Raw genomic sequence first — 19,735 nt, 5'->3', positions numbered from 1 at the left:
GTCAGGCCTGCTTTCCAAGGGTCAGGAGCTGTCTGGTTTTGGCCAGGACTTGTTCGGTGGAAATGCCTTGCATGCAAATATTGTTCACACATGAATACATAGGCGAGCGCGCGCCCTCCAGCGAGCTGTAGCATGGGGAGCACTCGGTTTTGCCGCTGAGATGATGCAATGGTCCGCCCAGCGGGAGAAAAGCATCAGCCGGGGTCGGCCCGTACAGGCCGATCAGCGGCACATTCAGCGCGGCGGCGATGTACAGCAAGGCGCTGTCATTGCCTATGTAGAGCCGCGATTGGCGAATGGCTTGCGCCGCTTCGTGCAGGTTCAGCCGATTGACCAGATTGACGGCGCGCGTGCCGCAGGCGCGGGCGATGGACGCGCAGATTTCCTGGTCCTTGCCGCCGCTGCCCAGCAATACGACCGGCAGGTCCAGCGCCTGTATCAGCCGGATATAGTTGTCGGCCGGCCAGATCTTGTTGTCGGCCGGCGCATGGGGATTGCCGCCGCCCGGGTTGATCGCGATGTAGTCGCGCGGCAGGCCGGCAAGCTTTTCCCGATCCACTTTGCCGGCGGCCAGATGAAACTCCAGACGATCGGGCATTTTGTCGATCAGGCCGGCGCGCTGCAGCAGGCGGGCTTCTTGCAGCGTGCGGTTGCCCTGCATCGTGAACGCCTGCCCATGTTGCAGCAGATCGAGCCGCGGCGCGGTGAAGCCCACCAGTTTGCCGATGCCCGCCGCTTTGCATAACAGTTGGAACAGAGCGTTGCGATGCAGGATGACGGCGATGTCGTAGCCGCCGGTCAGCAGCCGCCACCATAGCCGCAGCAGGATTCGGGCGTCCTTCAGGCGATTGCCGGACGGGATCAGATCGATGACGATCTGCCGGTCGATATGCGGGTTGCTTTCGGATGCCGCCGCGCATTGCCGCATCACCAGATGATGGATTTCGCATCCGGGATTGGCCTCCTTGATCAGCCGAAACAAGGGGCTGGTGGCGAGGATATCTCCCAACGCCGATAGTTTGATGACCAGTATCTTCATGGCGATATGCATCCTGCTGGTCGGTTGCGCGTGGCCGTCATGCTTGCTGCAGTATGTTTTTTCTAAAACGGCAGATCGTTTTTACGCATAGCTTGGACATGAGGTTCTGGTAGGTCAGCAAGGGGCGGACGATCAAACGGTAGACGCGCAATTCTCCAAAGGCCTGGTCGAATGCCGGTTTTGGGTTTTCCTGCTTGAAGTTGCCGCGGTTGCCATAAAAAAAGCTTGCCAGAAACCACATCGACGAACTGAGGATGGCTTTTCTCAGCCGGGGTTGGTCCGGCAGAAACGCGTCCACCAAGGCGCGCAGGTTGATGCCGAAAACCTCGAACAGCTTGTAGCCGGTGGTGTTGTTGGGTTCGGCCGCGATCAGGCAGGCCTGGCTGCTGGCGAAATGCTTGCCCTGTTTCAACAAAGGCAGCACCCAGGCCAGCTGGGGAATGAAGGTGCCATAGCGGATATTCGCGCAAAGCGCGTCATCCTGCATGGCTTGCTGCTTGTTGAATATGATTGCCGAGATGAATGTGAAGTAAATCCCTATCTTGCGGGAAAATTCCACATTGGACGTGTAATAAGACAGGGCTTGGCTGCGCGGTTTTTTTTGCGCGATGGCGCTGGCGGTGCAGGGCTCGCTTTTCAGATACAGCAAGGCCAGAGGCTGTTTGGTCAAGGTGGCGATGATGGTGTCGACGGTTTGGCCATAGACATATTCATCGTCGCCTAGTATCCAGCCATATATCCCGTTTACACATTCGAATGCTCGAACCGCATTGGCATCCGCGCCGATATTGCTTTCATTGCGGACGTAGTTCAAGGCATGGCCGGCTTGGATATAGCTATCGCACAACGCCGCCGTCTGATCGGTGGAGGCGTTGTCGATGATGAAAATGTTGATGAGTTGATGATGGCGCGCAATTGCCGGCAATAGATCGTCCAGCAACCTTTTCAAATAGGATGCCCGGTTGAACGTGGGGATGCATATCGATAATAACGCTTGGTTCATTTCATTGCCCCGCCATTTTTCTTTTATTGAAGCTTGCATAGATATAGCTGGAATATCCAACGCCTACCGTCCCGCAAATGATGGCGTAGAGGGCGAGCATTTCCCGGATCGAGTAATGCTGAATCAAATAATAGCTGGAACTGGAAATCAGCAGCGCCAACAGAATCGCATGCTTAAGATAGGGCTCGATCTTGTGGGCGCGGATATAGGCGGCCTGCAAAAACACGATGTGGCAGGCTTGGGCGGCGAGCAGCAGCCACAAGATGTCGATAGGCTCCAGCAGGCGGCTGGCGAAGGCGAACTGGTAATGGCGCATGGCCAGCAGCAGGATGAAAAACAGGCTGTGTTGGGCCAGCAGCACAGCGATGGACTGCAAGCTGCTCTTGCGGAACAGCGCCATCAATTGAGCGGCTTGGCGGCCGGCAATCAGCATGCCGAAGCTTGGCAGCTTGGTGGTTAGCCAGGCGCTGGCGACGGTGGACATAGTGGTGACGATGCTGAGCGACATGCCGAGCTGGCCGGCGGCTTCGGTGCCCTGGTAGCGGAAGGCCAGCGGCGTGAACAACTGGGAGATGAAGTAGCCGCTTAGCCAGCTCAACGCGATCCGCCATTGCATCGGCCAGATTTCGCGCCGCCAGCAAATGCCGGCATCGTCTTTGCCAGGCAGGTTTTGCAGCAAGGATTTGAGAAAGGCGCCGTAATGCTTGCCCAGCCAGTAAAACCCGACGGCGGCGGTCATGATGGAAATGGCCGCCGCGGTATACAGCTTGCCGTCATTGAGCAGCAACAGCCAGCCGCTGCTGTAGGCGACCATCGATTGCATCAGGCGCAGCGCGCTGACATTGGCGACCAGGCCGCTGCCTTCGAACAGCGCCAGCAGCGGGCTGAGAAACAGGTTCAAGGTCGCGCCCAGCGTCAGCAGCATCCAGGGAAGGTGCCAGTCGACGCCGGACTGCCTGGCGGAGCTGCTGAAGAAATAGAAGCCCGCGGTATTGAGCAGGAAAACGGTGAGCAGCGAAATCACGCCATACCATTTGATCGCCAGCCGGAATAGCGACAGCAGGCGCTGGCGGGACTGGGAGTCGCCGACGATGTCGCCGCCGCGCCAGTGGAGCTTCGCCATCTCGTGGCTGGCGAATTGGGCGATGATGCCGCTGAAGCCCAGCTCGAAAAAGATCTGCAGCGCCAGAATGCTGGAGAAGGTGTAGTAGTAGCCCTGTTCCGCCTTGCTCATGGTGGCGGAGATCAGATAGAGCGTGACGAAGCCGGCCAGCAGGGTCCAGCCGCGGTTGAGCAATACATACAGTATCGCCCTGTCCAGCCCCAGCGTCTTTTTCAGTGCCAGTATCACTACAGCCCACCCAGCTTGTTGAGGGTTTTTTGGCTGCCGACCTTGCCGAATATCTCGGTCGACAGCGCGCGGTTGCGTATCTTGCCGCTCATGCCGGCCGGCGCGGCTGCCTCCATCAGCCAGCTGCCGAAGCCGGCGTCGTGGATATGGTCTTCAACGGTGACGACCAGATCCCAGTCGGACAGCTGCTGCGGCTGCTTTTGTTTGGCGGCCATGCCCCACAGCGGCATCGTGTATAGCGAATGGGCGGCGAAATCAGGCGTGTCCAGCCATTCGATGGCGCTGCTGACGGCGGCTCCGGTGGTGAGCAGGGCGGCGGCGCTGTCGCGTTGTCTGATGGGCAGCCATTGGCCGGGGACGACATCCGGCACCTGCGGGTGCAGGCAGGGTTCGCCGGCCTTGCCTAGGCGCAGGTAGGACGGGCCGGGGTGGCTGGCCAGGTAACGCAGGCAGGCGCGGACTTCCATCGGGTCGCCGGGGGCGGCGATAGTCATGTTCGGCATCATCCGCATCAGGCCGTAATCCTGCACCGCATGATGGGAGTAGCCGAGGTTGCCGTAGGCCAGGCCGCCGCCGACGCTGACCACGGTCACCGCCAAATTGTGATAGTCGACATCGTTGCGTATCTGTTCCGCGCAACGGAAAGTCGGGAAGTTGGCGATGCTGTAGGTGAAGACGTGGCAGCCCTCGGACGCCATGCCTGCCGCCATGCCCATCATGTTCTGTTCGGCGATGCCGGCGTTGATGAAACGGTCGGGAAACCGCTCGGCGAACGGTTCGACTACTCCGTATCCCAGGTCGCCTACCATCAGCACGATGTCGGGATGGACGGCGGCGAGTTTGACCAGCTCATCGATGAAAGCGTTACGCATGCTGGACTCCCAGTTCTTCCAATGCCTGCCGCAGCTGCTGTTTGTCCGGGCTGCGGTAGTGCCAGTCCACGCTGTTTTCCATGAAGCTGACGCCTTTTCCCTTGACGGTGCGCGCGATCAATACCGACGGTTGGCCGCGGACCTCGGCGATGGCAAGCAAGGCCTGGTCCAGCGCCTGGTGGTCGTGGCCGTCGGCCTCGAATACGCGGCAGCCGAAGGCGGCCAGCTTTTGGTCCAGCGGCTCGATATTCAATGTCGCGCGCACGGTGTCCAAGCTTTGCAGATTGTTGCAGTCGATGATGGCCACCAGATTGTCCAGGCGGTGGTGGGCGGCGAACATCAGCGCCTCCCAGTTGCTGCCTTCGTCCATTTCGCCGTCGCCAAGCAGCACGTAGTTTTTCCAGGGCTGTCCTCGCAGCTTGGCGGCCATGGCCTTGCCGGCGGCGAACGGCAGGCCATGGCCGAGCGAACCGGTGGAAAACTCGACCCCATTCACCTTGTGGCTGATATGGTTCATCAGCGGCGAGAAATCCTGGCCGTAGCTGGCAATCTCCTCCGGACTCAGCGCGCCCAGCGCGCCCAACGCGGCGTAGAGCGCGACGCAGGCGTGCCCCTTGCTGAGAATGAAGCGGTCGCGCAGCGGATCCCGAGTCGCGGCGGGGTCGAAGCGCAGATGATTGCGATACAGCACCGCCAGGATGTCGGCGATCGACAGCGCGCTGCCGATGTGCGAAGCCCGCGCGTCATGCACCATTTGCAGGGCGGTGGCGCGGATGGCGCGCGCCAGCGTGATCGAGTTTTCCATTCGGCTTACCCCAGCAGAATGCTTCTGATCTGCTTGCAGGCGTAAGCCACTTCGTCGCGGCTCAAGCAGACGCCGCTTGGCAGATTGATCGCCTGCAGGCCGACATGCATCGCGTTGGGCTGCGGTTGCTGCTGCCTGGGCCAGATCGGATACTGGCTGATGGCGGGAAAGACCGGCCGGGTGTCGACGTTTCTGGACTTCAATTGCTGCATCAATTGATCGCGGCTGATGCGGGCGTCCTTGTCCAGCAGGATGCTGCTCATCCAGTAGATGCTGCGGGCGCCTTCCACTTCGCGGTTGAGGCTGAGATGAGGCACACCTTCCAGGCCTTCCTGGTACCACTCGAAAATGCGGCGCTTCATCTCGATCAGTTCGTCGACGCGCTCCAGCTGGCCCAGGCCGAGCGCGGCCTGGATATTGGACATCTTGAACTTGACGCCGTCCTCGTCGATCCAGAAGGTGCGCGACGGGTTGCGCCCTTGGTCCCAAACCTTGTAAGCCTTGGCGTACAGCGCGTCGTCATCGGTGACCAGCATGCCGCCTTCGCCGGTGACCATCAGCTTGGCGCCTTGGAAGCTGAAGGCGGCGAAGGAGCCGAAGCTGCCGCAACGCTTGCCCTGCCATTCGGCGCCGATCGCGGGGGCGGCGTCTTCCACCACCTTCAGGCCGTATTTCTCCGCCACCGCCAGGATGGCGCTCATGCGGGCCGGGTGGCCATACATGTGGACGGCGACAATGGCCTTGGTCTTGCTGGTGATCAGCGACTCCACCGAACGGGCGTCGATGTTCCAGGTGTCCAGCTCGATGTCGGCGAACACCGGGATGGCGCCGGTATAACGGACGGCGTTGGCGGTGGCGACCCAGGTCTGGTCCGGTACGATCACTTCGTCGCCGGGGCCGATGTCCAACGCCATCAGCGCGATCTGCAGCGCGCCGGTGCAGCTGGAGGTGGCCAGCGCGTATTTGACGCCGACATATTCGGCGAAGCTTTTCTCGAAGCGAGTCAGATATTTCGACCAATCGCTGTTCCAGCCGTTGAGCGCGGCATCGAACGAATAGGCGGCCTCCTTGGCGGAGATCGACGGACCCGCGGTGAGGATCATCTTCTCGCCCACCCCTTGCGACGGGGCTTTGTACGCCATGCGGACGAATTGTTTGCTGGCGGTTTCCGTCGGCAGCGCCTCGCGGTACTGGAGGCTGTCGCCGTTTTTCACCGCCACCAGCGGAATATTGGATTCGACCGTGAAATGGTTTTTCTTGTAGAAGGCGATCGCGTCGGGATTGTCGTCCAGCACGCGCAGGAAAAAGCCGTTGACGTTGATGGTTTTCCTGGCCCATTCGATCAACGCGGCCAGCGCGCGGGAGAACAGGCCCGGTTCGGCGTCGGCGGCGCCGCGCACCATATTGTCGATCTCGAACATCATGTCGGAATTATGGCAGCGGGTGAAGCCCAGGTGGCCCAGCGTCGCGCCGGTGGCGCTCACCACCAGGAACAGCATCCGGTCGTTGACGGCCAGCAGCTGCTGCTCCAGCCAGTCGCGGGTGCTTTGCTCAGTGGCGATGAATTGGGTCGGATAGGCCTGGACATTGCGGTTGCGCCATTCGGTCAAGAGCCGGATCAGGGCGGCATCCTGCTTGTGCATTTCGCATACCGGCAGCAGGTAGCCGCCGCCGGCGATCGGAATCGCGCGCAGGTAGGCTTCCTGAATGGTGGCAGCCCGCTTCAGGAAGGAGAAGTTTTCGCTGACCGCCGCGGTGTAGACAGAGAGTCTGGTCTTTTCCATTGCCTGCTCCTTAAAAATTCACGCCAATGATGGTTTCGATCTTCTCGACGGCGTAGTCGAGCATGTCGCGGGTCAGGCCTGGGTGCACGCCGATCCAGAAGGTGTTGTTCATGATCAGGTCGGTATTGACGAGTTCGCCGTGCACGCGGAAATTCTGCCCGTGCATATAGGGCTGGCGGGTCAGGTTGCCGGCGAACAGCAGCCGGGTGCCGACCTTGTGTTCGTCCAGGTACTTCAGCACGTCCACCCGTTCGATGCCGCTGCCGGGGCGGATGGTGATCGGGAAGCCGAACCACGACGGGTTGGCGCGCTCGGTCGCCTTGGGCAGGATCAGGAATTCCTCACAGGTCTTCAGCCGCTCGCTGAGGTAGCCGAAGTTGCTGCGCCGCGCGGCGATGAACTGTTCGAGCTTGCCAAGCTGCGCCAACGCGCAGGCGGCCTGCATGTCGGTGATCTTCAGGTTGTAGCCCAGGTGGCTGTAAGTGTATTTGTGGTCGTAGCCGTGCGGCAGCGAGCCGAGCTGCCAGTTGAAACGCTTGCCGCAGGTGTTGTCGCAGCCGGGCGCGCAGTAGCAGTCGCGGCCCCAGTCGCGGAAGGACTCCACGATTTTCTTCAATTGGTCGCTGTTGGTGAAGACCGCGCCGCCTTCGCCCATGGTGATGTGATGCGCCGGATAGAAGCTGAGCGTGCCGATATCGCCGAAGGTGCCGACCAGTTGGCCGTCGTAGGTGGAGCCCAGCGCGTCGCAGCAGTCCTCGATCAGCCATAGTCCGTGGCGGTTGCAGATGTCGCGCACCACTCGCAGGTTGTATGGGTTGCCCAGGGTGTGGGCCAGCATGATCGCCTTGGTTTTGTCGGTGATCGCCGACTCGATGCGCGCCGCGTCGATGTTGTAGGTGGGGATGTCTACATCGATCAGAACCGGCACTGCGCCGAACTGGATGATGGGGTTGACGGTAGTGGGGAAGCCGGCGGCCACGCCTATCACTTCATCGCCTTTGCGGATGGCGCGCTCGCCCAGCTGCGGGGAGGTCAGCGCGGTAAAGGCCAGCAGGTTGGCGGAGGAGCCGGAGTTGGTGGTCAGCAGGTGTTTGACGCCCAGGAATTCCGCCAGTTGTTTTTCGAATTGGGTGTTGAAGCGGCCAGTGGTCAGCCAGCCGTCCAGCGACGCCTCGACCATGTGCTGCAGCTCGGCGCCGTCTATCACCTTGCCGGACGGCGGAATCACGGTCTTGCCGGGCTCGAAGGGCTTGGGGGCGAGCGCGATTTCCGCGTATTCGGCCACCAGTTGGGCAATTTGCTGACGAAGCTGTTGAGTCTTTTCCATATCGCATCCAGATTCGGTGAAACTCCGCGCGCCAACTGTCCGCGCGGAAGGATCGTGTTATTCGGCTATGACGGTTTCTTGATAAGCGCGTATCTGCTGCAGGCATACCGCGCGCATGTCGGCGCCTGCCCGGTGCTGCAGGTGCCAGTCGCAGATGCGCTGCAAGGCCTCCCGCAGCGACCAGCGCGGTCGCCAGCCCAGTTCTTGATTGGCCTTGGAGCAATCCAGCTTCAGGTAGTGGGCCTCATGCGCGGCTCCGGCCTCGCGCTGCACCTGGTAACGGCTGCCTTGCCCCCACAGCTGGGTCATCTGCGCGGCTATCCATTCGACCGGACGCGCGTCTTGCTCATGCGGGCCGAAATTCCAGGCGGAAGAGAAGCTTGGGCCGGATTGATGCAGTTTTTCCGCCAGCAGAAGGTAACCGGCCAATGGCTCAAGCACATGCTGCCAGGGACGAATGGCGTTCGGATTGCGGATCGCCAGCGCTTCGCCGGCGGCCATGGCGCGGATGAAATCGGGAATCAGCCGGTCTTGCGCCCAATCGCCGCCGCCGATGACATTGCCAGCCCGAGCGGTGGCCAGCGCCACGCCGTGCCGCTCGTGGTCGGCCGGATTGAAAAAGGAATTGCGGTAGGCGCCGGCGACCAACTCGGCGCAGCCTTTGCTGCTGCTGTATGGATCGTAGCCGCCCATGGCCTCGTTCTCGCGATAGCCCCATGGCCACTCTCGGTTTTCGTAGCATTTATCGCTGGTGACGCACACCACGGCGCGTACTGTCGGCGTGGCCCGCACGGCTTCGAGCAGGTGGACGGTGCCCATCACGTTCGCGGCATAGGTTTCCACCGGATCGGCATACGAGCGGCGCACGATCGCCTGCGCCGCCAGGTGGAAGACGATATCCGGACGAGCGCGGTCAAGCGCGGCGCGCAGGCGGTCGGGGTCGCGAATGTCGCCGATGAACGAGGAGTGCATGGTTTGCGCGAGGCCGGCGGCGGAAAACAGGCTGGGCTCGGTCGCCGGTTCGCGCGCATAGCCGGACACCTCGGCGCCGAGCGCTTGCAGCCACAGCGTGAGCCAACTGCCCTTGAAGCCGGTATGACCCGTGAGAAAGACCCGCTTCCCCTTCCAGAAGTCGCGGTTCATTCCCATACTTTCCATGGCGCCTGGCCGGATTTCCACAGGTTTTCCAAGTGAAGCTTGTCGCGCAGCGTGTCCATCGGTTGCCAGAAGCCTTCATGGGAGAAGGCGGCCAGCTGGCCGCGCTGGGCCAGCGTTTCCAGAGGCTCCCGCTCCCATACGCAGCCATCGTCTGGGATCAGGTCGATGACCGACGGCGACAATACGAAAAAGCCGCCGTTGATCATGCCGCCATCGCCCTGGGGTTTTTCCTGGAAGTTCGACACCAGGTTGTCCTTGATGTCCAGCACGCCGAAACGGGCGGGCGGATAGACGGCGGTCAGCGTGGCTGCTGCGCCATAGGTTTTGTGGAAGTCGATGAGTTGGCCGATGTGGATGTCAGCTACGCCATCGCCATAAGTGAAACAGAACGCGTCCTCGCCCTGCAGGTATTTCCTCACACGTTTCAGGCGGCCGCCGGTCATGGTGTGTTCGCCGGTGTCGACCAGGGTGACGCGCCATGGTTCGGCGTAGCGTTGATGCACTTCCATGTGATTGCTCGACATGTCGATGGTGACATCGGACATATGCAGGAAGTAGTTGGCGAAGTACTCCTTGATCACGTAGCCCCGATAGCCGCAGCAAATGATGAAATCGTTTATCCCGTAGTGGGAATAGATTTTCATGATGTGCCACAGAATGGGCTTGCCGCCGATTTCCACCATCGGCTTGGGCCGAGCGGTGGTTTCTTCACTGATACGGGTACCCAATCCACCTGCAAGAATGACGGCTTTCATTTCAATATTTCCTCTTTGGCAAGCGTCCAAGAGACGGAGTGATTGAGGCGGCACATGGCCTGCGCTTTAGTCTTGCTGGCGCGAAGAAGAAGGTCGGGCGCTCAAGCAGCCGGCTGAATGCTGGGCAGCCGCGATGGCGCCGGTGCAGGCGGGCTGCGGCCGACGGTTTTTGGCGCGCGGACCGGCAGATCCTGCGCTACTGGGGCGAAGATGCGGCCGAGCGGCAGGCAGGCTTTGCGAAGCCGAGTGGAAAAGGGGAGCTAGCCCATGCCGCGACAGAGCGGATGCGGCTGAGAGTTTCGAGAGTTTTTTCGACGCGTGGTGCTGACCGACTGGCATTTTTTGCAAATCCCCCCTGTACTATTCAAGAAATCAGGCATTGGGTTCGTTGCCTCTCCGGGCAACGGGTAGTCGGGATGACCCGTTATATTTGCAACTGGTAAACCGTATCGTACTGCGCCGACCTTGCCGGGACTGCTGTGCCGCAGTTCTGAGGTGGGCGGATATCGCTTTCGCTGTCGAGACTTTCAAGTGTAGGGTCATGCTGCGCTGCGCCGGCAAGCGCCGCGACTTACTTCAATCTATAGTACCTATTGCGTTGTCTGTCAGCCGAACGTTACGGCTACATTTCAAAAAAAGGCCTTGCTGGACTGCCTGGGGCGCGTATCTCGAATTTTATCGCAGCTTGACCCAAAACACCGCCGCTTTGCAAACCGTGATTGTTAATGTTGATTGTCGCTCATTTGGCCGATGTTTCTTAATATCAACTGATCGCAACTGACTATTCCGATTCTCCATCTTGTTCCGGGTTGTTAATCTTTCCATTTGAAACAAAGTCGGAGGTGGGTGCCATTTACGACTTTGATGCGAAAGTCAGCTATCCTGTCCAGTGTTTTTATTTAACGACATGGCGAATCGCATTCTGCTTTTCGACGTGCCGGCAAGCTGAATTTTTTGGGCTCTTCTTTAAGAATCGCATCGCTCTCATGCCCAGATAGTGAACGGCGCGAGGCGAGTGCAACATCGTTAAATATTAGGCCTTGCTGATGGCTTCTGTCGTGGAGCTTCGCTGTCCGCTTGAATCCGCTCGTGAAGACCGGCGAAGCGGGATTAGAATAAATCGAGTCGGCGAGAAAGCGCAAGGGCGATATGGGGCTTGCGTTACGATGCCGGGCGGCGGTGCTGGACCAAGCGTTGCCGGTTTTCCGCATCGATATATTTGGGACAAGTTTTGTGACCTAAAGGGCGGGGGATGCGGGGGATTGCGGCAAGACATGTCGGGTTTTGCTATGTCTATTTGGCATTGCGGTCGCGCAAGGTCCGCAACAATGTTGCCCTGTTTCGCGAGCTATGGCAGTGTTTGACATGTTTCGGCCGGAGCCGTAGAGATATGAAATTAATGTGACGGTGCCGTGTCGTTGAATAAAAAATCACACAAAGAATTGACGGAAGGTTGATATATTTATAGTGAATGGTGATTTCTCCGACATTATTTTTTGTGATTTTAATTCTATGGGCGTGGACGCTTTTCGCATGATATTTTGTAAATGGCACGAGATTGGCTTTGGCCTGGCGTCGAGCCAGATGCCGATGGTTTGACGGCGGAATGGGGCGCAGCGTCTAGGCCGCAAGCTGCCGGCATCTGCGGCTGTGGGCGCAGCGCTTGGATTCTGTATGTTTTTTTCTCATCAGTTTGGCTTGGCTGCGACGCGGCTGGGCGTTCCGCGTGACGCATGCGGAGCGGGGGGGCGGGGCATCTTGCGATTGCTTTGAGATGGCCTGAGGCAGTGGTTGGCGTGGCAGTTTAAGTATCGATGTAACTGGTCATTGCCAAGAGCATGGCTTGGCAATGTGTTTGGGTGTTCGGCCCCCGGCGGCTCCGGCGAGGAGACTTCCGGTCTGGCGTTCTCAATCAAACAGTTGGCGAGGATTATGCTGCAGATCTTGATAATTTCAACTTTCCTGTCTCTGTTCATGGCGATGTTCCTGATCCACTTCAGCCATTTGCATGAGCGCTTCACGTCTGATCACGATCTTGGAGGAGTGCAAAAATTCCATGCGATGCCGGTTCCCAGGGTGGGAGGGGTTCCCCTGGCGGCGGGCTTGTTGGCCGGATGCGGTGTGCTGTCCTGGTCGCTGTCGGATGCCACGGCGCTGTTGCTGTTGTTGGTGTCCGTACCGGCGTTCGCGGCTGGACTGATGGAGGACATGACCAAGCAAGTGGGACCGCTGCCGCGTCTGCTCGCCACTTTTGTGTCGGCGGGACTTGGCTATTTTTCGTTGCAGGCTGGGCTCCATCGGCTGGACATCCCGGTGATTGACAGCCTTCTGGTCAATTTCACCCTGTTTTCCTTCGTCTTGACGGTGATAGCCGTAGGCGGCGTGGCGCACGCGGTCAACATCATAGATGGCTACAACGGCCTATCCGGTGTGGTCGCCGTCTTCATTTTCCTGGCGATGGCCTATGTCGCTTTCAAAGTGCAGGATACGATGCTGCTGGGGGTTTGTTTTGCGATGATCGGCGCCATCGCCGGTTTCCTGTTTTGGAACTTCCCGCGCGGGCTGATTTTTGCCGGCGACGGCGGCGCCTATCTGGTCGGTTTCATGATCGCCGAAGTGGCGGTGCTGCTGGTGACGCGGCATCCGCAGGTGTCGCCTTGGTTTCCCTTGCTGTGCGTGATCTATCCGGTGTTCGAAACCCTGTATTCGATCTACCGCAAGAAGATTCTGCGCGGCATGTCGCCTGGCCTGCCCGACGGCCTGCATCTGCACATGCTGGTGTACAAGCGGTTGGTGCGCTGGATGGTGGGTTCGAAGGATGCCGGCCACCTCACCTTGCGCAACAGTCTGACTTCTCCCTACTTATGGGCGCTGTCATCGGCTTCGGTGGCGCCGGCGATGTTGTTCTGGCGTCACACCTATGTGCTGATGGGGTTCTGCCTGCTGTTCGCCGTGGCATACGTGATGGTGTACCGGATGATCATCCGCTTTCGCACGCCGCGCTGGCTGGTGTTGCGCCGCTCGGCTCCCTCCCGTTGACTTTGCCTTGCGAGAGGGGCTTGTCCCCTCTTGAAAAGCCTCCCTGTCGTCCCTATTATTAGCACTCGCAAGCGGTGAGTGCTAATCCACCTATCCGCACACTTGAATATTTCTGGTTTTCAACTCTCAAACAGCCACTGTATTAGGAGAGATCTAATGGCAATCCGTCCCCTGCACGACCGTGTTGTTATCAAGCGCCTCGAGGCTGAAGAAAAGACCGCTTCCGGCATCGTTCTGCCGGGCGCCGCTGCAGAGAAGCCGGACATGGGCGAGGTTCTCGCTGTCGGCAACGGCAAGATCCTGGAGAACGGCGAGCGTCGTTCGCTGGATCTGAAAGTTGGCGACAAAGTGATTTTTGGCAAGTATTCCGGTCAGACCGTCAAGGTCGACGGCGACGAAGTCCTCGTGATGCGCGAGGAAGACGTAATGGGCATCGTTGAGTAAATCCGACCCTTACCCCCACTTCATATACTGAGTTCTGGAGAGTTAGAGAATGGCTGCTAAAGACGTAAAATTCGGTGATTCCGCGCGTAGCAAAATGGTTGCTGGCGTCAACATCCTGGCCGACGCCGTCAAGGTTACCCTGGGCCCGAAAGGCCGCAACGTGGTGCTGGACCGCTCGTTCGGCGCGCCGACTATCACCAAGGACGGCGTATCCGTCGCCAAGGAAATCGAACTGAAGGACAAGTTCGAGAACATGGGCGCGCAAATGGTTAAGGAAGTGGCTTCCAAGACTTCCGACGTGGCCGGCGACGGCACCACCACCGCCACCGTGCTGGCGCAAGCCATCGTGCAGGAAGGCATGAAGTACGTTGCCGCCGGCATGAACCCGATGGATCTGAAACGCGGCATCGACAAGGCTGTGGTATCGCTGGTCGGCGAAATCGCCAAGATCGCCAAGCCCTGCTCCACCTCCAAGGAAATCGCCCAGGTCGGCTCCATTTCCGCCAACTCCGACAGCGACATCGGCGAAATCATCGCCAACGCGATGGACAAGGTCGGCAAGGAAGGCGTGATCACCGTTGAAGACGGCAAGAGCCTGAACAACGAGCTGGACGTGGTGGAAGGCATGCAGTTCGACCGCGGCTACCTGTCCCCGTACTTCATCAACAACCAAGACAAACAGATTGCCGCTCTGGACAATCCGTTCGTGCTGCTTTTCGACAAGAAGATCTCCAACATCCGCGATCTGCTGCCGGTGCTGGAGCAAGTGGCCAAGTCGGGCCGCCCGCTGCTGATCATCGCTGAAGACGTCGAAGGCGAAGCGCTGGCCACCCTGGTGGTCAACACCATCCGCGGCATCCTGAAAGTGGTTGCCGTCAAGGCTCCGGGCTTCGGCGACCGCCGCAAGGCCATGCTGCAGGATATCGCCGTGCTGACCGGCGGCACCGTCATCGCCGAAGAGCTGGGCCTGACTCTGGAAAAAGCCACGCTGGACATGCTGGGCCAAGCCAAGCGCATCGAAGTGGGCAAGGAAAACACCATCATCATCGACGGCGCCGGCGAAGCTGCCGCCATCCAGACCCGCGTCGGTGAAATCCGCCGCCAGATCGAAGAAGCTTCTTCCGATTACGACCGCGAAAAGCTGCAAGAGCGCGTGGCCAAGCTGGCTGGCGGCGTTGCCGTGATCAAGGTTGGCGCCGCCACCGAAGTGGAAATGAAAGAGAAGAAGGCTCGCGTCGAAGACGCGCTGCACGCCACCCGCGCCGCGGTTGAAGAAGGCGTGGTAGCCGGCGGCGGCGTGGCTCTGCTGCGCGCCCGCGCTACGCTGGACAGCCTGAAGACCGACAACGCCGAACAGGAAGCCGGCGTGAAGATCGTGCTGCGCGCCATCGAGGCTCCGCTGCGCCAGATCGTCAAGAACGCCGGCGACGAGCCGTCGGTCGTGGTCAACAAGGTGCTGGAAGGCAAGGGCAACTTCGGTTACAACGCCGCCACCGGCGAATACGGCGACATGCTGGAAATGGGCGTGCTGGACCCGGCCAAGGTGACCCGCTCCGCTCTGCAGCATGCGGCTTCCGTAGCCGGCCTGATGCTGACCACCGACTGCATGATCGCCGAACTGCCGGAAGACAAGCCGGCTGCCGGCGGCATGCCGGACATGGGCGGCATGGGTGGCATGGGCGGCATGATGTAAGCTCGGCTTTTCCTGCTGAAAAACGAAACCCCGCCTTGAGCGGGGTTTTTTGTTTTTCGGCGGGAAATCGGCATGCATCTGGCAAAATAGGCGAAATGGTAGATATTGAAAGGAGAGCGCGATGTTGTTGAGCGAAATGCAGAGTCTGCTGGACGGCTGGCTGGAGCCGTGGCGTTACAAGGATTACGCGCCCAATGGCTTGCAGGTGGAGGGCAGGGCGGAAGTGGCCAAGGTCCTGACCGGCGTGACGGCGTCGCAGGCATTGATCGATGCGGCGGCGGCGCGCGGCGCCGACGCGATCCTGGTGCACCACGGCTATTTCTGGAAAGGCGAAGACGCGCGCGTTTGCGGCATGAAGAAGCAGCGCATCCGCACCCTGCTGCAGCACGACATCAGTCTGCTGGCCTACCACCTGCCGCTGGATGGGCACCTGTCGCTGGGCAACAACGCGCAGCTGGGGCAGGTGCTGGGGCTGGAGCCCGTCGGCCAGGCGGGGGAGCAGGGCCTGCTGTGGCATGGCGACTGGCGCGGTGGTGGCGCTGCCCAGGCCTTCGCCAGCCATGTTTCGGCGGCTCTGGGGCGGGATGCGCAGCTGTTGGGGCGCGGCGACAAGCCGGTGCGCAAAGTGGCCTGGTGCACCGGCGGCGCGCAGGGATTTTTCGCCGACGCCATCGCGCTGGGGGTGGACGCCTTCATTACCGGGGAGGCGTCGGAACAGAATTACCACATGGCGATCGAGTGCGATGTCGCATTCATCGCAGCCGGGCATCATGCCACGGAACGCTTCGGCATCCAGGCGCTTGGGCAGCATTTGGCGCAATTCTCTGGCATAAATGTCGAATTTATTGATGTTTTAAACCCAGTTTAAGCAAGTTGCTGGCGTCCTGGTCAATTTATTTGCATAGAAGCTTCAAGTCCCTACTAGTAATCGGGTAAAATCCAGCGGTTAAGGGCTCGATTTCCACGATTGAGGATGACTGTAATGAGTGAACAGCAAGTCGATACGGGGCGCCGTCGTTTTCTGACGGTGGCTTCCAGCGCTGTTGGGGGTGTGGCGGTGGTCGGCGCGGCCACGCCGTTTTTCCTGAGTTTCTTCCCGTCCGAGCGGGCCAAGGCGGCCGGCGCGCCGGTCGAGGTCGACATCGGCAAGATCGAAGCGGGACAGAAGATCAACGTCGAATGGCGCGGCAAGCCGGTATGGATTCTCAACCGCACGCCAGAGCAGCTGAAGAACCTGCCGAAGAACGACCCCAAGCTGGTCGATCCGCAATCCGAGGTGGATCAGCAACCTAAGTACTGCCAGAACGAGCATCGCTCGATCAAACCCGAATACCTGGTGGCTGTGGGCATCTGCACCCACCTGGGCTGTTCCCCCACTTTCCGTCCCGATCTCGCGCCCGCGGATCTGGGGCCGGAATGGCTGGGCGGCTTCTACTGCCCCTGTCATGGTTCCAAGTTCGACCTCGCCGCCCGCGTGTTCAAGGGCGTGCCGGCGCCGAAGAACCTGGAAATCCCCCCGCACAAGTATCTGTCCGACACCCGCCTGTTGATTGGCGACGACAAATAAGCTGAGGGCGAAAAATGAACAAAGCACAAAAGCTGCTCAACTGGGTGGATGCGCGGTTCCCGCTGACCGCCCTGTGGGAAAGTCAATGGGGCAAATACGTCGCCCCCAAGAATTTCAACTTCTGGTACTTCTTCGGCTCGCTGGCGATGCTGGTGCTGGTGCTGCAAATCGTCACCGGCATCTTCCTCACCATGAACTACAAGCCGGACGGCACGCTGAACGCCGCCGGCATCCCGGTCGCCTTCGCCTCGGTCGAATACATCATGCGCGACGTGGCGGGCGGCTGGATCATCCGCTACATGCACTCCACCGGCGCTTCGATGTTCTTCGTGGTGGTGTACCTGCACATGTTCCGCGGCCTGATCTACGGCTCGTACAAGCAGCCGCGCGAACTGGTCTGGGTGTTCGGCACGCTGATCTTCCTGTGCCTGATGGCGGAAGCCTTCATGGGCTACCTGCTGCCCTGGGGGCAGATGTCGTTCTGGGGCGCGCAGGTGATCGTCAACCTGTTCGGCTCCATCCCGGTGATCGGCCCCGACCTGTCGGTATGGATCCGCGGCGACTACGTGGTGTCCGACGCCACGCTGAACCGCTTCTTCGCGCTGCACGTGATCGCGGTGCCGCTGGTGCTGCTGGCGCTGGTGGTGGCCCACCTGATGGCGCTGCACGAAGTGGGCTCCAACAACCCGGACGGCGTGGAAATCAAGCAGCAACCCAAGGATCCGAACACTGGCCTGTATCTGGACGGCATCTACTCCCATCCTTATTACTCGATCAAGGACATCCTGGGCGTGGTGGTATTCATGATCGTGTTCTCCGCGATCGTGTTTTTCCTGCCGGAAATGGGCGGCTACTTCCTCGAGCACCCCAATTTCGACCAGGCTGACCCGCTGAAAACCCCGCCGCACATCGCGCCAGTATGGTATTTCACCCCGTTCTACGCCATTCTGCGCGCGGTGCCGTCGTTTGCCGGCACCCAGGTGTGGGGCGTGTTGGCGATGGGCGCGGCGGTGGTGCTGATCGCCTTCCTGCCGTGGCTGGACCGCTCGCCGATCAAATCCATCCGCTACCGCGGACCCAAGTTCAAGATCGCGCTGGCGCTGTTCATCGCCGCCTTCATCGGCCTGGGCATCCTGGGCGCGATGCCGCCGACTGGTTTGCGCACCGCGCTGTCGCAGATTTTCTCGGTGGTCTACTTCGCCTTCTTCCTGGGCATGCCGTTCTACACCAAGAACGATGTCGGCAGCATCCCGGTGCCGGAGCGCGTCACCGACACCAACGCCAAGCGGCAGATCCAGTTCGTGGTGCTGGTGCTGCTGACCGTGTTCCTGGCGGCGCTGTTCGCCATGAACGTGTAAGCAAGGGGATAAGGAAAATGAACAACACGATCCGCAACCTGATCGCCGCCGCCGCGCTGGCGCTGCCGTTGGCGGCGCCTGCGCTGGCCAACGAGGGCGGCCCGGCGCTGGCCAAGGCCGACATCGACATCCAGGACACCGAAAGCCTGCAGCGCGGCGCGCAGATCTTCGTCAACTACTGCCTGTCCTGCCACTCGGCCAGCATGCTGCGCTACAACCGGCTGCAGGACATCGGCCTGACCGAAGAGCAGATCAAGGCCAACCTGCTGCCGGAGGGCGCCAAGATCGGCGACCAGATGAATATCGCGATGGACAAGAAGGACGCCAAGAACTGGTTCGGCGCCACGCCGCCGGATCTGTCGCTGATCGCCCGCTCGCGCGGCGCCGATTACCTGTACAGCTATTTGCGCAGCTTTTATCGCGATCCATCCCGCCCCACCGGCTGGAACAATCTGGTGTTCGACAAGGTGGGCATGCCGCACGTCTTCTGGGAATGGCAAGGCGAGCAGGTGCTGAAGACCGAGAAGGACGCCGAGGGCAACGAGGTGCACAAGCTGCAGTTGGTGAAAGCCGGCACCCTGACCAAGCTGGAAAACGGCAAGGCCAACACCGTCGAGTACGACAAGCGGATGACCGATCTGACCAACTTTCTGGTGTTCATGGGCGAGCCCGCCCAGGTGCAGCGCCAGCAGATCGGCTACGTGGTGCTGATGTTCCTCGGCCTGCTGCTGTTCCCGCTGGTTTACCTGCTGAAGAAGGAATACTGGCGCGACGTGCATTAAGCGCGCGGCGGTAGAAGGAAAGGCGGAAGCGATTCCGCCTTTTTTCTTTTGTAATCATGATGTTGTATTGAAAAGCTGGCAAATGGGGGTGGGAAGGTGCTAGAATGCCCTGCTACATCAATTCATTGTTAGTCAAGGATTATTTCCGCCATGATGACCCTCTACTCCGGAATCACCTGCCCCTTCAGCCAGCGCTGTCGTATCGTGCTCTTCGAAAAGGGCATGGATTTCGAAATCATCGACGTGGATATCCACAACAAGCCGGAAGATCTGGCCGTGATGAACCCGTACAACGAAGTGCCGGTTCTGGTGGAGCGCGATCTGATCCTGCACGAATCCAACATCATCAACGAATACATCGACGAGCGTTTCCCGCACCCGCAGCTGATGCCGGCCGACCCGGTGATGCGCGCGCGCGCGCGCCTGTTCCTGCACCGCTTCGAGAACGAGCTGTTCATCTACGTGAAAACGCTGGAAGCCGGCGCCACCGGCAAGGAAGCGACCAAGGCGCGCGAAGCGATTCGCGACGGCCTGACCACCATCGCGCCTATCTTCTCCAAGCAAAAATTCATGCTGGGCGACGATTTCTCGATGATAGACGTGGCCATCGCGCCGCTGATGTGGCGTCTGGAGCACTACAACATCGATCTGGGCAAGAGCGCCGCGCCTATCCTGAAATACGCGGAACGCATTTTCCAGCGCCAGTCCTTCATCGACTCGCTGACTCCGTCCGAAAAGGCCATGCGCAAGTAAGGTGA

General features: G+C 60.1%; 17 protein-coding genes. 8 read left to right on the top strand and 9 right to left on the bottom strand.

Going from position 1 to position 19,735, the window contains the following annotated elements; genetic code table 11:
• Window position 1: 1 nt before the first annotated feature.
• The 9 genes from U6115_RS20680 to rfbF are packed head-to-tail and all read right to left on the bottom strand — an operon-like array spanning window position 2 to window position 10,094.
• Window positions 2-1,039 (bottom strand): glycosyltransferase family 9 protein, encoded by a 1,038-nt coding sequence (locus tag U6115_RS20680; RefSeq protein ID WP_160310658.1) that lies wholly within the window; start codon window positions 1,037-1,039, stop codon window positions 2-4.
• Window positions 1,040-1,076: 37 nt separating this feature from the next.
• Window positions 1,077-2,042, bottom strand: coding sequence for a glycosyltransferase family 2 protein (locus U6115_RS20675; RefSeq protein ID WP_255361858.1), 966 nt, complete (start codon window positions 2,040-2,042; stop codon window positions 1,077-1,079).
• Between the two features lies 1 nt (window position 2,043).
• Window positions 2,044-3,393: a hypothetical protein gene (locus tag U6115_RS20670; protein ID WP_052878081.1), complete on the bottom strand. Its 1,350-nt coding sequence runs from the start codon at window positions 3,391-3,393 to the stop codon at window positions 2,044-2,046.
• On the bottom strand, window positions 3,393-4,265 hold the full coding sequence (locus U6115_RS20665; RefSeq protein WP_043579299.1) for a transketolase family protein: 873 nt from the start codon (window positions 4,263-4,265) through the stop codon (window positions 3,393-3,395). The genes U6115_RS20670 and U6115_RS20665 overlap by 1 nt, the downstream gene beginning before the upstream one ends.
• Complete coding sequence (locus U6115_RS20660) at window positions 4,258-5,070, bottom strand: transketolase (protein WP_043579297.1); 813 nt, start codon at window positions 5,068-5,070, stop codon at window positions 4,258-4,260. Before U6115_RS20660 ends, U6115_RS20665 begins: the two co-directional genes overlap by 8 nt.
• 5 nt (window positions 5,071-5,075) lie before the next feature.
• Window positions 5,076-6,854: a bifunctional GNAT family N-acetyltransferase/PLP-dependent aspartate aminotransferase family protein gene (locus tag U6115_RS20655; RefSeq protein WP_043579295.1), complete on the bottom strand. Its 1,779-nt coding sequence runs from the start codon at window positions 6,852-6,854 to the stop codon at window positions 5,076-5,078.
• A gap of 10 nt (window positions 6,855-6,864) precedes the next feature.
• Entirely contained in the window at window positions 6,865-8,181 is a 1,317-nt protein-coding gene (rfbH, locus tag U6115_RS20650; protein ID WP_043579294.1) for a lipopolysaccharide biosynthesis protein RfbH, read from the bottom strand.
• A 57-nt stretch (window positions 8,182-8,238) separates the two neighbouring features.
• Window positions 8,239-9,324, bottom strand: coding sequence for a CDP-glucose 4,6-dehydratase (gene rfbG, locus U6115_RS20645; protein ID WP_197465974.1), 1,086 nt, complete (start codon window positions 9,322-9,324; stop codon window positions 8,239-8,241).
• Window positions 9,321-10,094: a glucose-1-phosphate cytidylyltransferase gene (gene rfbF, locus U6115_RS20640; protein ID WP_043579291.1), complete on the bottom strand. Its 774-nt coding sequence runs from the start codon at window positions 10,092-10,094 to the stop codon at window positions 9,321-9,323. The genes rfbG and rfbF overlap by 4 nt, the downstream gene beginning before the upstream one ends.
• 1,932 nt (window positions 10,095-12,026) lie before the next feature.
• On the opposite strand from rfbF, the gene U6115_RS20635 reads away from it, so the two are divergent.
• The 8 genes from U6115_RS20635 (at window position 12,027) to U6115_RS20600 (ending at window position 19,730) form a co-directional block, all read left to right on the top strand.
• Window positions 12,027-13,133: an MraY family glycosyltransferase gene (locus U6115_RS20635; RefSeq protein WP_043579290.1), complete on the top strand. Its 1,107-nt coding sequence runs from the start codon at window positions 12,027-12,029 to the stop codon at window positions 13,131-13,133.
• A 156-nt stretch (window positions 13,134-13,289) separates the two neighbouring features.
• Window positions 13,290-13,577 carry a co-chaperone GroES gene (gene groES, locus U6115_RS20630; protein ID WP_043579289.1) on the top strand — a complete coding sequence of 96 codons (288 nt, stop codon included), beginning with the start codon at window positions 13,290-13,292 and terminating at the stop codon, window positions 13,575-13,577.
• Window positions 13,578-13,626: 49 nt separating this feature from the next.
• A complete protein-coding gene (gene groL / locus U6115_RS20625; RefSeq protein ID WP_043579288.1) occupies window positions 13,627-15,270 on the top strand; it encodes a chaperonin GroEL in 1,644 nt (547 codons plus the stop codon).
• A gap of 121 nt (window positions 15,271-15,391) precedes the next feature.
• Window positions 15,392-16,138 (top strand): Nif3-like dinuclear metal center hexameric protein, encoded by a 747-nt coding sequence (locus tag U6115_RS20620; protein WP_043579287.1) that lies wholly within the window; start codon window positions 15,392-15,394, stop codon window positions 16,136-16,138.
• Window positions 16,139-16,252: 114 nt separating this feature from the next.
• Window positions 16,253-16,837: a ubiquinol-cytochrome c reductase iron-sulfur subunit gene (gene petA, locus U6115_RS20615; protein ID WP_043579286.1), complete on the top strand. Its 585-nt coding sequence runs from the start codon at window positions 16,253-16,255 to the stop codon at window positions 16,835-16,837.
• Between the two features lie 14 nt (window positions 16,838-16,851).
• Window positions 16,852-18,195 carry a cytochrome b gene (locus U6115_RS20610; protein ID WP_043579285.1) on the top strand — a complete coding sequence of 448 codons (1,344 nt, stop codon included), beginning with the start codon at window positions 16,852-16,854 and terminating at the stop codon, window positions 18,193-18,195.
• A 17-nt stretch (window positions 18,196-18,212) separates the two neighbouring features.
• Window positions 18,213-18,977 carry a cytochrome c1 gene (locus U6115_RS20605; protein ID WP_043579284.1) on the top strand — a complete coding sequence of 255 codons (765 nt, stop codon included), beginning with the start codon at window positions 18,213-18,215 and terminating at the stop codon, window positions 18,975-18,977.
• A gap of 150 nt (window positions 18,978-19,127) precedes the next feature.
• Entirely contained in the window at window positions 19,128-19,730 is a 603-nt protein-coding gene (locus U6115_RS20600; protein WP_043579283.1) for a glutathione S-transferase N-terminal domain-containing protein, read from the top strand.
• Window positions 19,731-19,735: the final 5 nt, after the last annotated feature.

Source organism: Chromobacterium subtsugae, from assembly GCF_035919665.1.
In the GTDB taxonomy this organism is placed as follows: domain Bacteria; phylum Pseudomonadota; class Gammaproteobacteria; order Burkholderiales; family Chromobacteriaceae; genus Chromobacterium; species Chromobacterium subtsugae.
Note: the sequence above shows the minus strand (reverse complement) of the source record. Positions and strands in the feature narration are given on the sequence as shown.